Origin of the sequence: Kitasatospora sp. HPM-01-4 (genome assembly GCF_051374625.1) — a bacterium.
Lineage (GTDB): Bacteria > Actinomycetota > Actinomycetes > Streptomycetales > Streptomycetaceae > Kitasatospora.
The window spans coordinates 6,446,648-6,461,116 of record NZ_JBPQGP010000005.1 but is presented as its reverse complement, the minus strand read 5'-3'; the positions used below and the strand labels follow the sequence as shown (position 1 = coordinate 6,461,116).

The following is a 14,469-nucleotide window of genomic DNA, read 5'->3' as shown; positions in this document are numbered from 1 at the left end:
GCGGCAGCCTTGCCGGATCAGCCCGGTCCGGTCACTGCGGGCGGCAGGGGCGATACCGGAGCCGTCTCACACAGCGAAGATCCGACGAGCAGTCAGACATGCTTTCGTCGAAGCCTGGCAGCCAACGAGGCCCGGACCGGCCCTGGCCGCCCGACGGGGTCAGCCGGCCGAATTCGCCGAGGCCGAGCCACCGCCGGCCCAACCGCCCGGCCGCGGCCGCCGGCGAACCACCTGCCGGGTCTCCAGCTCCACCGGGACACCGCTTCCGGCGAGCAGACCCCTCAGTGCCCTCGCCAGGCGGCGCGAGTCCGGCCGGTGCCGGACCAGGTGCGGGTTCTCCACGCCGTACCGCATGGCCAGCCGGACGGTGAAGAAGCCGCCCTCCGGCCGCCGGTCACCCGGGTACGGCCGGACGGTCCACTGGACCAGCACGATCTTCTCCAGCTCGGCGATCGGCAGCCAGCCGCCGGGCTCGCCCGCCCGCACGAACCGCAGGGCGGTGGGGGCCTCGGCGGGGACGAACTCCACCCGGCGGATCTGCCCCAGCGCCTCCCTCGCGGTGCGCACCCAGACCACCGCCACCCCGGCGGCCGCCAGCACGGCGGCGATCGACAGCGCCGACGCCCGGCCCGCCCCCAGCGTCAGCAGCACCGCCACCACCGGCACCACGGCCGGTACCACCAGCAGCAGACTCAGCAGCGCCGGCCCACCGCTGCGCAGCACCTGGCGGCGCGCGAAGCCGCGCGTACCCCCGCCGCTGCGGAAGATCAGGGCGGTCCGATGGGGGCCGCGCTCCAGCATGCTGTCAGCACCCATACCCCCCAGCGTCCCCGTCCCGGAACCACCGTGCAAGGGGGACTGACGGACCGTCGGTGGTGGGCGGCCGCCGCCGACCGCCCGCCACCGACCGGGGATCAGTGCGCCGCCGTCTCCCAGTTGGCACCGATGCCGACCGAGACGTCGAGCGGGGCGCGCAGCGGGTACGCCCCCGCCATCTGCTCGCGGACGATCCTCTCGACCTGCTCGCGCTCGCCGGGGGCGAGCTCGAGCACGATCTCGTCGTGCACCTGGAGCAGCATCCGGGAGCGCAGCCCGGCCTGGCGCAGCTGCTCGTCGACCCGGAGCATCGCGATCTTGACGATGTCGGCCGCCGAACCCTGGATCGGGGCGTTGAGGGCCATCCGCTCGGCCATCTCGCGGCGCTGGCGGTTGTCGCTGGTGAGGTCGGGCAGGTAGCGGCGGCGGCCGAGCAGGGTCTCGGTGTAGCCGGTGGCGCGGGCCTCCTCGACCACCCGGCGCAGGTAGTCGCGGACACCGCCGAAGCGCTCGAAGTAGGTGTCCATCAGGCCCTGCGCCTCGGCGGGCTTGATGCCGAGCTGCTGGGACAGCCCGTACGCGGACAGCCCGTACGCCAGCCCGTAGGACATCGCCTTGATCTTGCGGCGCATCTCGGCGTCGACCGCGTCGGGGGCGACCTCGAAGACCTGGGAGGCGACCGTGGTGTGCAGGTCCTCGCCGCTGGCGAAGGCCTCGAGCAGGGCCTCGTCCTCGGAGAGGTGGGCCATGATGCGCAGCTCGATCTGCGAGTAGTCGGCGGTCAGCAGCGCCTCGTAGCCCTCGCCGACCACGAAGGCGCGGCGGATCATCCGGCCCTCCTCGGTGCGGACCGGGATGTTCTGCAGGTTCGGGTCCTGCGAGGAGAGGCGGCCGGTGGCGGCGACCATCTGGTTGAAGGTGGTGTGGATCCGGCCCTGCGGGGAGACCGTCTTGAGCAGGCCCTCGACCGTGGTGCGCAGCTTGGCCTGGTCGCGGTGGCGGAGCAGGATGACCGGCAGCTCGTTGGTGGTCTGGGTGGCGAGCCAGGTCAGCGCGTCGGCGTCGGTGGTGTAACCGGTCTTGATCTTCTTGGTCTTGGGCAGGCCCAGCTCGCCGAAGAGGATCTCCTGGAGCTGCTTGGGCGAACCGAGGTTGAACGGGTGCCCCGCGGCGGCGTGCGCCTCCTCCACGCAGCGCTGGATCTCGGCGGCGAACTGGGACTCGATGGTGGTCAGCCACGCGCGGTCGGCGGCGATACCGGTGCGCTCCATCCGGGCCAGCAGCTCGGCGATGGGCAGCTCCATCTCGTGCATCAGCTTGTCGGCGCCGACCTGGGCGAGCCTGGTGTCGAAGTACGCCGCGAGGTCCAGCACGGCTCGCGCCTGGGTCATCAGGGCCTGGGCGCCGGCGGTGGGGTCGTGCTCGGGGGTGTCGAAGGAGAGCTGGCCGCTCTCCGCGGCGGCGGCGGGCGCGAGCGAGCGGGCCAGGTACTCCTCGGCGAGCACGTCGAGGGTGAAGGTGCGGCGGCCCGGCTTGTCGAGGTAGGCGGCGAGTGCGGTGTCGGCGGCCACCCCGGCGATCTGCCAGCCCTGCTCGGCGAAGGCCCGCATCACCTGCTTGGCGATGTGCAGGGCCTTGGGGCGGGCGGCGTCGGCGAGCCAGGCGGCGAAGGCGCGCTCGTCGGCCTCGGCGAGCCCGGCCGGGTCGAACCAGGCGGAGTCCTCTCCTGCGGACAGCGCGATCTCCTGGACGCTGCCGGTGCCAAGCGCCCACTCGTAGACGGCGGCGACGGCGATCAGGCCCTGGTCGTGCGCCTCCAGCCAGGCGGCCAGGGCGCCCGGCTCGGTGAGCAGTTCGCCCTCGACGGCGACGGAGGGGGCCGCGGCGAGCTCGGCGGTCTCCTCGACACCGCCCGGGTCGACGCCGTAGACGCGGTCGCGGAAGTTGGGGTTGCGGAACTCCAGCGCCTCCAGGATCTGGCCGACCGCCGCCTTGTCGAACGGCGTACGCAGCAAGTCCGTGACGCCGAGCGGAAGTTCGACGTCCCGGACCAGCTCGGTGAGGACCCGGTTGCGCTTGACCGAGTCGAGGTGCTCGCGCAGCTTCTCGCCGATCTTGCCCTTGACCTCGTCGGCGCGGGCGACCAACTCGTCGAAGGATCCGAACTGGTTGACCCACTTCGCGGCGGTCTTCTCGCCGACACCGGGGATGCCGGGCAGGTTGTCGGACGGGTCGCCGCGCAGCGCGGCCAGGTCCGGGTACTGGTTGGGCTGGACGCCGTACTTCTCCGCCACCTTCTCCGGGGTGTAGCGGGTGAGCTCGGAGACGCCCTTGGTCGGGTAGAGCACGGTGACGTGCTCGCCGACCAGCTGGAGCGAGTCGCGGTCGCCGGTGACGATCAGCACCTCGAAGCCCTCGGCCGCGGCGGCGGTGGCCAGGGTGGCGATGATGTCGTCCGCCTCGAAGCCCTCCACGGACAGCCGGGAGATCTTCATGGAGTCGAGCAGTTCGTGGATCAGGCCGATCTGGCTCTTGAACTCGTCCGGCGTCTTGGCCCGGTTGGCCTTGTAGTCGGGGAACTCCTCGGAGCGGAAGGTCTTCCGGGAGACGTCGAAGGCGACCGCGAGGTGGGTCGGCTGCTCGTCCCGCACGGTGTTGGCGAGCATCGAGGCGAAGCCGTACACCGCGTTGGTGGACTGACCGGTGGAGGTGCTGAAGTTCTCCACGGGCAGGGCGAACCACGCCCGGTACGCCATCGAATGCCCGTCGAGCAGCATCAGCCGGGGGCGGGGCCCCGCAGCGCCACCGGCCGCACCCTTGTCTGCACTCTGCGTAGCCACGTCAACGTCCGTTCCTGCCGATTCCACTTCTCGCCACCGATCCTATGGCCCGCCGCCGACAACGCCCGCGAGCGCGCGCACCGGCGGCCGCTCCCCCGCGGGCGGGCGGTCGTACGATCACAGTCGGCACGCCCACGGCGCACGACGATGTGAACCCCGAACGGCAGGAGCACCATGACCGACGCGGCACCGGTACTGAAAGTCCCGCAGGACGTCCTCGACCACTTCGCGAAACTGGGCGTCGACGCGTCCACCTTCTCCGGCGGCCTCCTCGGCGACCGGCTCGGCATCCGGATCGTGGAGGCCTCCGGGGACCGGGTGGTCGGCACCATGCCGGTCGAGGGCAACCAGCAGCCGTACGGACTGCTGCACGGCGGCGCCTCCGCGGCGCTGGCCGAGACGCTCGGCTCGATCGGCGCCATGCTGCACGCCGGCCCCGGCCGCTACGCGGTCGGCGTCGACCTCAACGCGACCCACCACCGCTCGGCCACCTCGGGCCTGGTGACCGGCGTGGCCACGGCGGTCTTCAAGGGCCGCACCGCGGCGACGTACGAGATCGCGATCACCGACGACACCGGCAAGCGGATCACCAGCTGCCGGCTCACCTGCATGCTCAGGGACCTCTGAGAGACCCCCGGCCGGCCTCGGGGCGAAGCGGCGGCTTCGGCCCCGGGGCGGGCGGCGCACCGGACCCCGGCGCGACGGGAAGCGCGGCGGGTGGAGGCGAAGAGACCTCCCCGCCGAAGCGGAGTGCGACGACCACCGGCACCCGAGAGCGACCATCGCGTCCCCAACTCGCCGGTCCGCCAAGCCCCGTGGACCACTCCCGTCCCACTGCTCCCCCGGCCTCCCCTCCGTTTGAACCGCGTACCAGCCGGGCAGCCTGCGCCCGGGCCGAGGGCGGCAAGGGGGCTTCCACCAGGCCGTTCAACGTGATTGACGGTTGGTCGGCTCAGCACGTCATACCGGACGGGCACTCTCGACGTAACGCTGCGTAATGAATGTGAAATCCGCACTTTCCAGCGGTTTTCCGGGCGCGCCCCCTGCCGCGAACACCCCGGCGATGCGTCGTCGACCTCGCCCGCGCTCCGCTGACCGGACACGACCGACCGACCACGGCAAACCGGACGCGGACGTTCGCATTACGAACTCCCCTGTCGGCAAACGGACGTTGGGCCATCGGCCGCAAAACCGGCCGCACCCCGTGCCCCGACCAGCGCTATCCCGTCGAGCAAGGCGGACCGAATTGCGAGAGCACCCGGGCGGATTCCTATAACAAGAGAATCACAGCCTGTCCGGCCCCCTGCCCGAGTTGTCGAACGCACTCTAGAGTCACGCCCAGTCACCGCGCCGACAGACCGGGCCTGGCCTCAGTGCACGCCCTGGCGCCCCGCCGCACGTTCGGGCGGGTGCCCTCCGCTGAAAGGGAACCCTCGTGCGTCATCGTTCAATGCTTGTCGTGGGCATCGCAGTTGCGGGAGCGCTCACCGTATCGGCCTGCGGCTCCCGCAACCACGACACCGGCGGCAGCTCCGCCGGCGGCCAGAGCACCACCGTCGTCATCGGTGTCGACGCCCCGCTCACCGGCGACCTCTCCGCCCTCGGCCTCGGCATCAAGAACTCCGTCGACCTCGCGGTCAAGACCGCCAACAGCACCAACGAAGTCCCCGGCGTCAAGTTCGAGATCGAGGCCCTGGACGACACCGCCAAACCCGCCCCAGGCCAGCAGAACGCCACCCAGCTGGTCGCCGACAGCAAGGTCCTCGGCGTCGTCGGACCGCTCAACTCCAGTGTGGCGCAGTCCATGCAGCAGATCTTCAACGACGCCAACCTGGTCGAGATCTCCCCCGCCAACACCGGCGTCGCCCTCAGCCAGGGCGAGAAGTGGGCCAGCGGCACCAAGGTCCGCCCGTTCAAGACCTACTTCCGCACCGCCACCACCGACGCCGTCCAAGGCCCGTTCGCCGCCCGCTACCTGTACAACAACGCCAAGAAGACCAAGGTCTTCCTGATCGACGACCAGAAGACCTACGGTGCGGGCCTCGCCGCCACGTTCAAGGGCGAGTTCACCAAGCTCGGCGGCACCATCGTCGGCGAGGAGCACATCAACCCCGACGACCGCGACTTCAGCGCCATCGTCACCAAGGTCAAGAGCTCCGGCGCCGACGCCGTCTACTACGGCGGCGAGTACCCCGCCGCCGGCCCGCTCTCGCTCCAGCTCAAGAACGCCGGCGTCGCCATCCCGCTGATGGGCGGCGACGGCATGCAGAGCGACGAGTTCATCAAACTCAACCCCAAGAGCCAGGGCGACCTCGCCACCGCCGTCGGCCTCTCGGTCACCAAACTGCCCTCCGCCGCCAAGTTCATCTCCGACTACGCCGCCGCCGGCTACAAGGACCCGTACGAGACCTACGGCGGCTACTCCTACGACAGTGCCTGGGCCATCATCCAGGGCGTCAAGGCCGTGGTCGCCGCCAACAACGGCAAACTGCCCTCCGACGCCCGCGCCAAGGTCGTCGACGCCGTCCAGAAGGTCAGCTTCAACGGGGTCACCGGCAAGGTCTCCTTCGACCAGTACGGCGACACCACCAACAAGCAGCTCACCGTCTACAAGGTCGACGGCGGCAAGTGGGCGGTCGAGGCCTCCGGCACCTTCACCGACTGACCGAGAACCAGGCAGCGCATCACCGTCGCGGGGGCGCCGATCCGCCCCCGCGCGCCCACACCCACCCCGCGTACCCCGCACAACGGAGGCCGAGCGGTGCACGAACTACCGCAGCAGCTGGCCAACGGCCTGATCCTCGGAGCCCTCTACGGACTCATCGCGATCGGCTACACGATGGTCTACGGCATCGTCCAGCTCATCAACTTCGCCCACGGCGAGATCTTCATGGTCGGCGGCTTCGGCGCCCTCACCGCCTACCTCGCCCTGCCCGGCGGCACCACCCTGTGGCTCGCCATCCCGCTCATGCTCCTCGCCGGGATCCTCGTCTCCACCCTGGTCGCCGTCGGCGCGGAGCGATTCGCCTACCGACCGCTGCGCGGCGCCCCCAGGCTCGCCCCGCTGATCACCGCCATCGGCCTCTCCATCGTCCTCCAGCAACTCGTCTTCTCCTTCTACCCCAACGCCAAGAAGGCCCGGGTCTTCCCCAGGATCCCCGGCGACCCCTTCCAGTTCCTCGGCATGACCATCCAGCGCAGCGACCTCTTCCTGCTCGCCGCCGCCCCCGTCTGCATGCTGATCCTCGGCTGGTTCGTCACCCGCACCCGCTCCGGCCGCGCCATGCAGGCCACCAGCCAGGACCCGGACACCGCCAAGCTGATGGGCATCGACACCGACCGGATCATCGTCATGGCCTTCGCCATCGGCGCCGCCTTCGCCGCCGTCGCCGCCGTCGCCTACGGACTGCGCACCGGCCAGGTCGACTTCCGGATGGGCTTCATCCTCGGCCTCAAGGCCTTCACCGCCGCCGTCCTCGGCGGCATCGGCAACATCTACGGCGCCATGGTCGGCGGCCTCGTCCTCGGCCTCGCCGAAGGCCTCGCCACCGCCTACATCCAGCACCTGCCCGGTATGCACCTGTTCGGCGGCGGTGCCTGGAAGGACGTCTGGGCCTTCGTACTCCTCATCGTCGTGCTGCTCGTCCGGCCCCAGGGGCTGCTCGGCGAGCGCGTCGCGGACAGGGCGTGACCACCATGAGCAGCACCCCGACCGGCAGCACCGAGACCACACCCGTCATCCCGATACCCGGGGGCGGCGCCCGCGTCCTCACCCTGGCCGGATCCGCCGGCGCCACCGCCTCCGCCTTCCTCTCCTGGACCTGGACCTCAGCCTTCCCCGGCGACCTCACCGTCACCGGATACCCCGGCGGCCTCCAGTGGCTCACCCTCACCGGAGGAGTGGCCACCCTCCTGCTCACCCTCGCCGGCCCCCTCCGCCTGCCCGGACTGCGCTGGCTGAGCCCCAGCGGAAGCAACAACGGCGTCCTCCACGCCGCCCTCGGCACCGCCGCCACCACCTGGTTGACCCTGATCGCCATCTCCGCCGAACTCGGCGGCCTCGCCAACCTCGAACCCGGCGGCTGGATCGCCGGCGCCACCGCCCTGCTCGCCCTGCTCGGCGCCCTCGCCCTCCCCCTGGACCGCCACCCGCGCGGCACCGGCCAGGGCATCACCCGCCACCTCGGGCTGCGCCTCGCCAAGGCCGACCGGCCGCTCCCCGCCGCCCGCGAACTCCCCTCCTGGGCCGAGGTACTGCTCATCATCGCCGCCTTCGCCGCCGGCCTGGTCGCGATCACCTACGGCGTCGACACCGACTACGGCGAACTCTTCACCGGCTACCTGCTGCTCGCCGGCTTCACCGTCGCCGCACTCACCAGGTCCGGCCTGATCACCCGGCTGCGCGCGCTCACCGTCAAACACCGCCCGGTCACCACCGGCGCCGCCTTCGCCGCAGCCGCCGGCTTCCCCTTCACCCAGACCAGCGACCAGTACACCTCGGTCGCCACCAACATCCTGATCTTCGCCACCGTCGCCCTCGGCCTCAACATCGTCGTCGGCCTCGCCGGACTCCTCGACCTCGGCTACGTCGCCTTCCTCGGCGTCGGCGCCTACGCCGCCGCCCTGGTCTCCGGCTCGCCCGCCTCCCCCATCCACGTCCAACTCCCCTTCTGGGCAGCCATGCTGACCGGAGCGGCGGTGTCCATCGTGTTCGGCGTGGTGATCGGCGCCCCCACCCTGCGCCTGCGCGGCGACTACCTCGCCATCGTCACCCTGGGCTTCGGCGAGATCTTCCGCATCACCATGAACAACCTCAACGGCACCACCGGCCCCTCCCTCACCAACGGCTCCAACGGCATCCCGCGCATCCCCGACCTGAACATCCTCGGCTTCGACTTCGGCACCCGACACGACATCGGCGGCATCGAACTCGGCCGCTTCTCCAACTACTACCTGCTGATGCTGCTGGTCACCGCCTTCGTCGTACTGGTCTTCGCCCGGGTCGGCAACTCCCGGATCGGCCGCGCCTGGATCGCCATCCGCGAGGACGAGACCGCCGCCGAGGCCATGGGCATCAACGGCTTCCGGCTCAAACTGCTCGCCTTCGCCCTCGGCGCCTGCCTCGCCGGACTCGCCGGAACCGTCCAGGCCCACGTCAGCTACACCGTCACCCCCGACCAGTACACCTTCGCCGACGCCCTCCCACCCAACTCCGCCTTCCTGCTCGCCGCCGTCATCCTCGGCGGCATGGGCACCATCAGCGGCCCCCTGGTCGGCGCCACCCTGCTCTTCCTCATCCCGAAGAAGCTGGAGTTCCTCTCCGACTACCAACTGCTCGCCTTCGGAATCACGCTGATCGTCCTGATGCGGGTCCGCCCCGAGGGCCTGATCGCCAACCGGCGGCGGCAGCTCGAATTCCACGAGGCCGACGTCCCCGCCCAGGCCGCCTCCGCGACGGCCGCCCTCACCAAGGCAGAGGCATAGAGCCATGACCGACACCCTTCTGGACGTCAGCGGCGTCACCATGCGCTTCGGCGGCCTCACCGCCGTCAACGACGTCTCCCTCACCGTCGGCCAGGGCGAGATCATCGGCCTGATCGGCCCCAACGGCGCCGGCAAGACCACCTTCTTCAACTGCCTCACCGGCCTGTACGTCCCGACCGAGGGCACCGTCACCTTCCGGGGCGCCGTCCTGCCGCCCAGACCGCACCTGGTCACCCAGGCCGGGATCGCCCGCACCTTCCAGAACATCCGGCTGTTCGCCAACATGACCGTGCTGGAGAACGTCCTGGTCGGCCGGCACACCCGCACCAGGGAAGGCCTCATCTCCGCCGTCCTGCGCGGCCCCGGCTACCGCCGCGCCGAGGCCGAGAGCCGCGAAAAGGCCATGGAACTCCTGGAGTTCACCGGCCTCGCCGCCAAGGCCGACCACCTCTCCCGCAACCTCCCCTACGGCGAGCAGCGAAAACTGGAGATCGCCCGCGCCCTGGCCAGCGACCCCGGACTGCTGCTGCTGGACGAGCCCACCGCCGGAATGAACCCCCAGGAGACCCGCGCCGCCGAGGAGTTGGTCTTCGCCATCCGCGACCGGGGCGTCGCGGTCCTGGTCATCGAGCACGACATGCGGTTCATCTTCAACCTCTGCGACCGCACCGCCGTCCTGGTCCAGGGCCAGAAGATCGTCGAAGGCGACCGGGAGACCGTCCAGAACGACGAGCGCGTCATCACCGCCTACCTCGGCACCCCGCTCACCGAGCCCGCGACCGAGCCCACTACCGCGACTGAGACCGGGCCCGCGACCGAGAACGGCACCGGCACCGGCACCGGCACCGACCGTACGGAGGCAGACCAGTGACCGCACTGCTCGAGGTCCAGGACCTCCGCGTCGCCTACGGAAAGATCGAGGCCGTCAAAGGCATCAGCTTCACCGCCAACCAGGGCGAGGTCACCACCCTGATCGGCACCAACGGCGCCGGCAAGACCACCACCCTGCGCACCGTCTCCGGCCTGCTGCGCCCGACCGGCGGCAGGATCACCTTCGACGGACGGGACCTGCGAGCCGTCCCCGCCCACCGGATCGTCTCACTCGGCCTCGCCCACTCCCCCGAGGGACGCCACATCTTCCCCCGGATGACCATCGAGGAGAACCTGCTGCTCGGCGCCTTCCTGCGCCGCGACCCGGCCGGTGTCACCGAGGACGTGGAACGCGCCTACACCCTCTTCCCGATCCTCGGCGAACGGCGCCGGCAGGCCGCCGGGACCCTCTCGGGCGGCGAGCAGCAGATGCTCGCGATGGGCCGCGCGCTGATGTCCCGCCCCAAGCTGCTGATGCTGGACGAACCCTCGATGGGCCTGTCCCCGCTGATGATGCAGAAGATCATGGCCACCATCGTCGAGCTCAAGGCCGGCGGGACCACCATCCTGCTGGTCGAGCAGAACGCCCAGGCCGCGCTCTCGCTCTCCGACCACGGCTATGTGATGGAGACCGGCCGTATCGTCCTCACCGGTACGGGTGCCGACCTGCTGCACGACGAGTCCGTCCGCAAGGCGTACCTGGGCGAGGACTGACCGTACGCCAAGGGCCCGGCCGCGTCCGACGGCCGGGCCCCGCGCACACCCGGATCAGCCCTCGGGCTGGGCCTCCTCGGCCTTCTTGCGGTCCTGGGCCTGCCCCTCCTCGATCACGGCCTCGGCCACCGCCGCCATGGTCATCCGGCGGTCCATCGAGGTCTTCTGGATCCAGCGGAAGGCGGCCGGCTCGTTCAGCCCGAACTTGGTCTGCAGCACGCTCTTCGCCCGGTCCACCAGCTTGCGGGTCTCCAGCCGCTGGCTGAGGTCGGCGATCTCCTTCTCCAGCGCCCGCATCTCGGTGTGCCGGGACACCGCCATCTCGATCGCGGGAACCAGGTCACTCTTGCTGAACGGCTTCACGATGTACGCCATCGCGCCCGCGTCACGTGCCCGGTCGACCAGCTCGCGCTGCGAGAACGCGGTCAGCATCAGCACCGGGGCCAGGTGCTTCTGGTGGATCCGCTCGGCCGCCGACAGCCCGTCCAGGACCGGCATCTTCACATCGAGGATCGCCAGATCAGGCCTCAGCTCCTCGACCAGCCGCACCGCCGTCTCCCCGTCCCCGGCCTCGCCGACGACGGTGTAGCCCTCCTCCTCCAGCATCTCCTTGAGATCGAGGCGGATCAGCGCCTCGTCCTCGGCGATCACAATTCGGGTGATCTGGGGCGAGTCGGTCTCAAGCGCCTGGGGCTGCTCGTCGGCGGTGCTCACGTGGCTCCTTGTTCAAGCGGGGACTGCGTGCACGAGCCTACCCAGACACGGTATGTTTGAGTTCACGCAGGGTCGGGGGCAGCCTTCGAATCTGTGGATGCCCCGGTAGCCCAGTGGTGAGAGGCACGGCGCTCAAACCGCCGACAGCGTGGGTTCGAATCCCACCCGGGGTACTTTTCCTTCAATTCAAAAGCCACTTAGGGCAACCTAACAGTTGGTGATCTTCATCCCTTCGAGTGGCACCTATGAGGATTCGCCACGTGGTCGATGCATCGACTGCAGGATCAGCCGCATGGCAGTTCGATCCATCCGAGAAGAAGCCGTTCTCCTGCTTCACCGAGGCGCCCGCAACTGCGAGGTCTCACGGCGTCTTGCTGTACCTCCCGGCACGGTCGGCTCGTGGAAGCATCACGATCTCGCCAAACGCGGCAAGCTCCCCGGCCGCAAGCGCTCCACCTGCTCGCACTGCCACGGCGACGAGCTCAATCGGCCCGCTTACGCTTACCTGCTCGGCCTCTACCTCGGCGATGGCCACATCCTCCTGCCCAACGAATACCGCAGGACGATGAGTCTCCAGATAACCTGCGACGAGCGCTGGCCGGGCATCATCGACTCCGTCGAACAGGCCATGCGCCAAGTCCTCCCCAACAACAAGCCCTGCCGGGTCCGGCGAACCGGCTGCCGCGATGTCAAGGTCTACTCGAACCACCTGACCTGCTACTTCCCCCAACACGGCCCTGGCAAGAAGCACGAGCGCCGGATAGCGCTGGAATCATGGCAACAGGAGATCACCGATGCCTGTCCCTGGGATTTTCTACGCGGACTGATCCACTCCGACGGCTGCCGGATCACCAACTGGACCACCAGGACAGTCGGTGGCCAGACCAAGCGCTACGAGTACCCGCGCTACTTCTTCACCAACACGTCGACCGACATCATCCGCATCTTCACCGACACCCTCGACGCCGTCGGAGTGCACTGGAAGGCGGTCCGGCGCCCGACCGGAGCCGTCAACGTCTCGATCGCCCGCCGCGCCTCCGTCGCACTGATGGACAGGCACATCGGACCCAAGTACTGACGACGGCGCAGCCCCCGCAGGAGCCGCGCCGTCGCCGACTCACCTTCTCAGTTGTCGAGTTCCCCCACGTGGTGCACCCGCACCAGGTTGGTGGAGCCCGCCAGGCCGGGGGGTGAGCCGGCGGTGATGACGACGATGTCGCCGCGCTGGCAGCGGCCGAGGCTCAGCAGCTGCGCGTCGACCTGGGCGACCATCTCGTCGGTGGTCTGGACGAAGGGGCCGAGGAAGGTCTCCACGCCCCAGGTGAGGGCGAGTTGGCTGCGGACGGCCGGTTCGTAGGTGAAGGCGAGGACGGGGATGGGCGAGCGGTAGCGGGTGAGCCGGCGGGCGGTGTCGCCGCTCTGGGTGAAGGCGACGAGGTACTTGGCGTCGAGGAAGTCGCCGATCTCGGCGGCGGCGCGGGCCACGGCCCCGCCCTGGGTGCGGGGCTTGCTGCTCTCGGTGAGCGGTGGGAGGCCGGCGGAGAGGATCTCGTTCTCGGCGGCCTCGATGATCCGGCCCATGGTCTTGACGGTCTCCATGGGGTACTTGCCGACGGAGGTCTCGCCGGAGAGCATCACGGCGTCCGTGCCGTCGACGACCGCGTTGGCGACGTCGGAGGCCTCGGCGCGGGTGGGCCGGGAGGCGTGGATCATCGAGTCGAGCATCTGGGTGGCGACGATGACCGGCTTGGCGTTGCGCTTGGCGAGTTTGATGGCGCGCTTCTGGACGATCGGCACCTGCTCCAGCGGCATCTCGACGCCCAGGTCGCCGCGGGCGACCATGATGCCGTCGAAGGCGTCCACGATGCCGTCGAGGTTCTCGACGGCCTGCGGTTTCTCGATCTTGGCGATGACGGGGAGGTGGCGGCCTTCCTCGGCCATGATCCGGTGGACGTCGTCGATGTCGCGTCCGGTGCGGACGAAGGAGAGGGCGATGAGGTCGGCGCCGGTCCGCAGGGCCCAGCGCAGGTCGGCGACGTCCTTGTCGCTGAGCGCGGGCACCGAGACGGCGACCGAGGGCAGGTTGAGGCCCTTGTGGTCGGAGACCAGGCCGCCTTCGATGACGATGCAGTGGACGCGCGGGCCGTCCACGTGGGTGACCTCCAGGCAGACCCGGCCGTCGTCGACCAGGATGCGTTCGCCGCGGGAGACGTCGGCGGCGAGGCCCTTGTAGGTGGTGCCGCAGATCTCGCGGTCCCCGCTCACCCCGTCCTCGACGGAGATGGTGAACTCGTCGCCGCGTTCAAGGAGTACGGGTCCTTCGGCGAAGGTGCCCAGCCGGATCTTCGGGCCTTGGAGATCGACCAGGACGCCGATGCTGCGTCCCGACTCATCGGAGGCTTTGCGGACCCGGCGGTAGCGCTCTTCGTGCTCCAGCTGGGTGCCATGGCTGAGGTTGAAACGGGCGATGTCCATGCCGGCTTCGACCAGGGCCTTGATCTGGTCGTACGAGTCGGTGGCGGGCCCGAGGGTGCAGACGATTTTTGCTCGGCGCATGAGTCAAGAGCGTAGGCATTACCGGTGCGTAACAACGGCGTTCCAGGGCGTCGCCGGGTGGCGGTTGGCAAACGATTCGGTTAACTCTTGAAATCTTCTGACGCCTCGTGACTTCCAGTTGTTCGAACGGCAGTTGGCCAAAGGGCCCGCACTCGCCGGTGCGCGTTCATGAGCGTCCGTTCAGCTCCGGTTCACCGTCCGGCCGAGCCGCGCTCCGGCGGCGGGAGACTCGGGGATCCGGGGGGATTCCGGAACGGCCGTGCCCGGAGGAAGGGTTGGCGATGAGACGCGCCGGGGGCGTGCCGGCGGCCTTGCCGCCGGCGGGGGTGGCCTTCGCGATACTCCAAAGAAGGACCGGACGGCGACAGCCCGTCGGTGAATCGGTTCCGAGAGGCCCGGACTTGTTCAACGACAGGCGGTGACCGACGAGTTGGAGGCCAAGGGCTTCAAGGGCACCGTGGAGACCGCCGGATCG

At 69.8% G+C, this 14,469-nt stretch carries 11 protein-coding genes and 1 tRNA gene; 8 read left to right on the top strand and 4 right to left on the bottom strand.

All coding sequences use genetic code 11. The features are described from left to right. Window positions 1-159 precede the first annotated feature (159 nt). On the bottom strand, window positions 160-816 hold the full coding sequence (locus ACSMTC_RS28215) for a hypothetical protein (RefSeq protein WP_436562521.1): 657 nt from the start codon (window positions 814-816) through the stop codon (window positions 160-162). 98 nt (window positions 817-914) lie between these two features. Next, window positions 915-3,593 carry a DNA polymerase I gene (gene polA / locus ACSMTC_RS28210; protein ID WP_436564835.1) on the bottom strand — a complete coding sequence of 893 codons (2,679 nt, stop codon included), beginning with the start codon at window positions 3,591-3,593 and terminating at the stop codon, window positions 915-917. A 237-nt stretch (window positions 3,594-3,830) separates the two neighbouring features. Between polA and ACSMTC_RS28205 the strand changes: the two genes are divergently transcribed. From ACSMTC_RS28205 to ACSMTC_RS28180, 6 genes are all read left to right on the top strand, one after another. Next, window positions 3,831-4,283, top strand: a complete 453-nt coding sequence (locus ACSMTC_RS28205; protein WP_436562520.1) for a PaaI family thioesterase — start codon at window positions 3,831-3,833, stop codon at window positions 4,281-4,283. An 808-nt stretch (window positions 4,284-5,091) separates the two neighbouring features. Beyond that, window positions 5,092-6,321 carry a branched-chain amino acid ABC transporter substrate-binding protein gene (locus tag ACSMTC_RS28200; RefSeq protein ID WP_436562519.1) on the top strand — a complete coding sequence of 410 codons (1,230 nt, stop codon included), beginning with the start codon at window positions 5,092-5,094 and terminating at the stop codon, window positions 6,319-6,321. Window positions 6,322-6,417: 96 nt separating this feature from the next. After that, window positions 6,418-7,347: a branched-chain amino acid ABC transporter permease gene (locus tag ACSMTC_RS28195; RefSeq protein WP_436562518.1), complete on the top strand. Its 930-nt coding sequence runs from the start codon at window positions 6,418-6,420 to the stop codon at window positions 7,345-7,347. 5 nt (window positions 7,348-7,352) lie between these two features. Then, window positions 7,353-9,140 (top strand): branched-chain amino acid ABC transporter permease, encoded by a 1,788-nt coding sequence (locus ACSMTC_RS28190; RefSeq protein ID WP_436562517.1) that lies wholly within the window; start codon window positions 7,353-7,355, stop codon window positions 9,138-9,140. Between the two features lie 4 nt (window positions 9,141-9,144). Continuing rightward, a complete protein-coding gene (locus ACSMTC_RS28185) occupies window positions 9,145-10,011 on the top strand; it encodes an ABC transporter ATP-binding protein (RefSeq protein WP_436562516.1) in 867 nt (288 codons plus the stop codon). Further along, on the top strand, window positions 10,008-10,724 hold the full coding sequence (locus tag ACSMTC_RS28180) for an ABC transporter ATP-binding protein (protein ID WP_436562515.1): 717 nt from the start codon (window positions 10,008-10,010) through the stop codon (window positions 10,722-10,724). The genes ACSMTC_RS28185 and ACSMTC_RS28180 overlap by 4 nt, the downstream gene beginning before the upstream one ends. Window positions 10,725-10,778: 54 nt before the next feature. On the opposite strand, the gene ACSMTC_RS28175 is transcribed toward ACSMTC_RS28180, so the two are convergent. After that, entirely contained in the window at window positions 10,779-11,438 is a 660-nt protein-coding gene (locus tag ACSMTC_RS28175) for an ANTAR domain-containing response regulator (protein ID WP_436562514.1), read from the bottom strand. Window positions 11,439-11,537: 99 nt separating this feature from the next. On the opposite strand from ACSMTC_RS28175, the gene ACSMTC_RS28170 reads away from it, so the two are divergent. Both ACSMTC_RS28170 and ACSMTC_RS28165 read left to right on the top strand, forming a co-directional pair. Then, window positions 11,538-11,611, top strand: a tRNA-Leu gene (locus ACSMTC_RS28170). 119 nt (window positions 11,612-11,730) lie between these two features. Continuing rightward, on the top strand, window positions 11,731-12,516 hold the full coding sequence (locus ACSMTC_RS28165; RefSeq protein WP_436562513.1) for a helix-turn-helix domain-containing protein: 786 nt from the start codon (window positions 11,731-11,733) through the stop codon (window positions 12,514-12,516). A 47-nt stretch (window positions 12,517-12,563) separates the two neighbouring features. On the opposite strand, the gene pyk is transcribed toward ACSMTC_RS28165, so the two are convergent. After that, complete coding sequence (gene pyk, locus ACSMTC_RS28160) at window positions 12,564-13,994, bottom strand: pyruvate kinase (protein ID WP_436562512.1); 1,431 nt, start codon at window positions 13,992-13,994, stop codon at window positions 12,564-12,566. Window positions 13,995-14,469 lie beyond the last annotated feature (475 nt).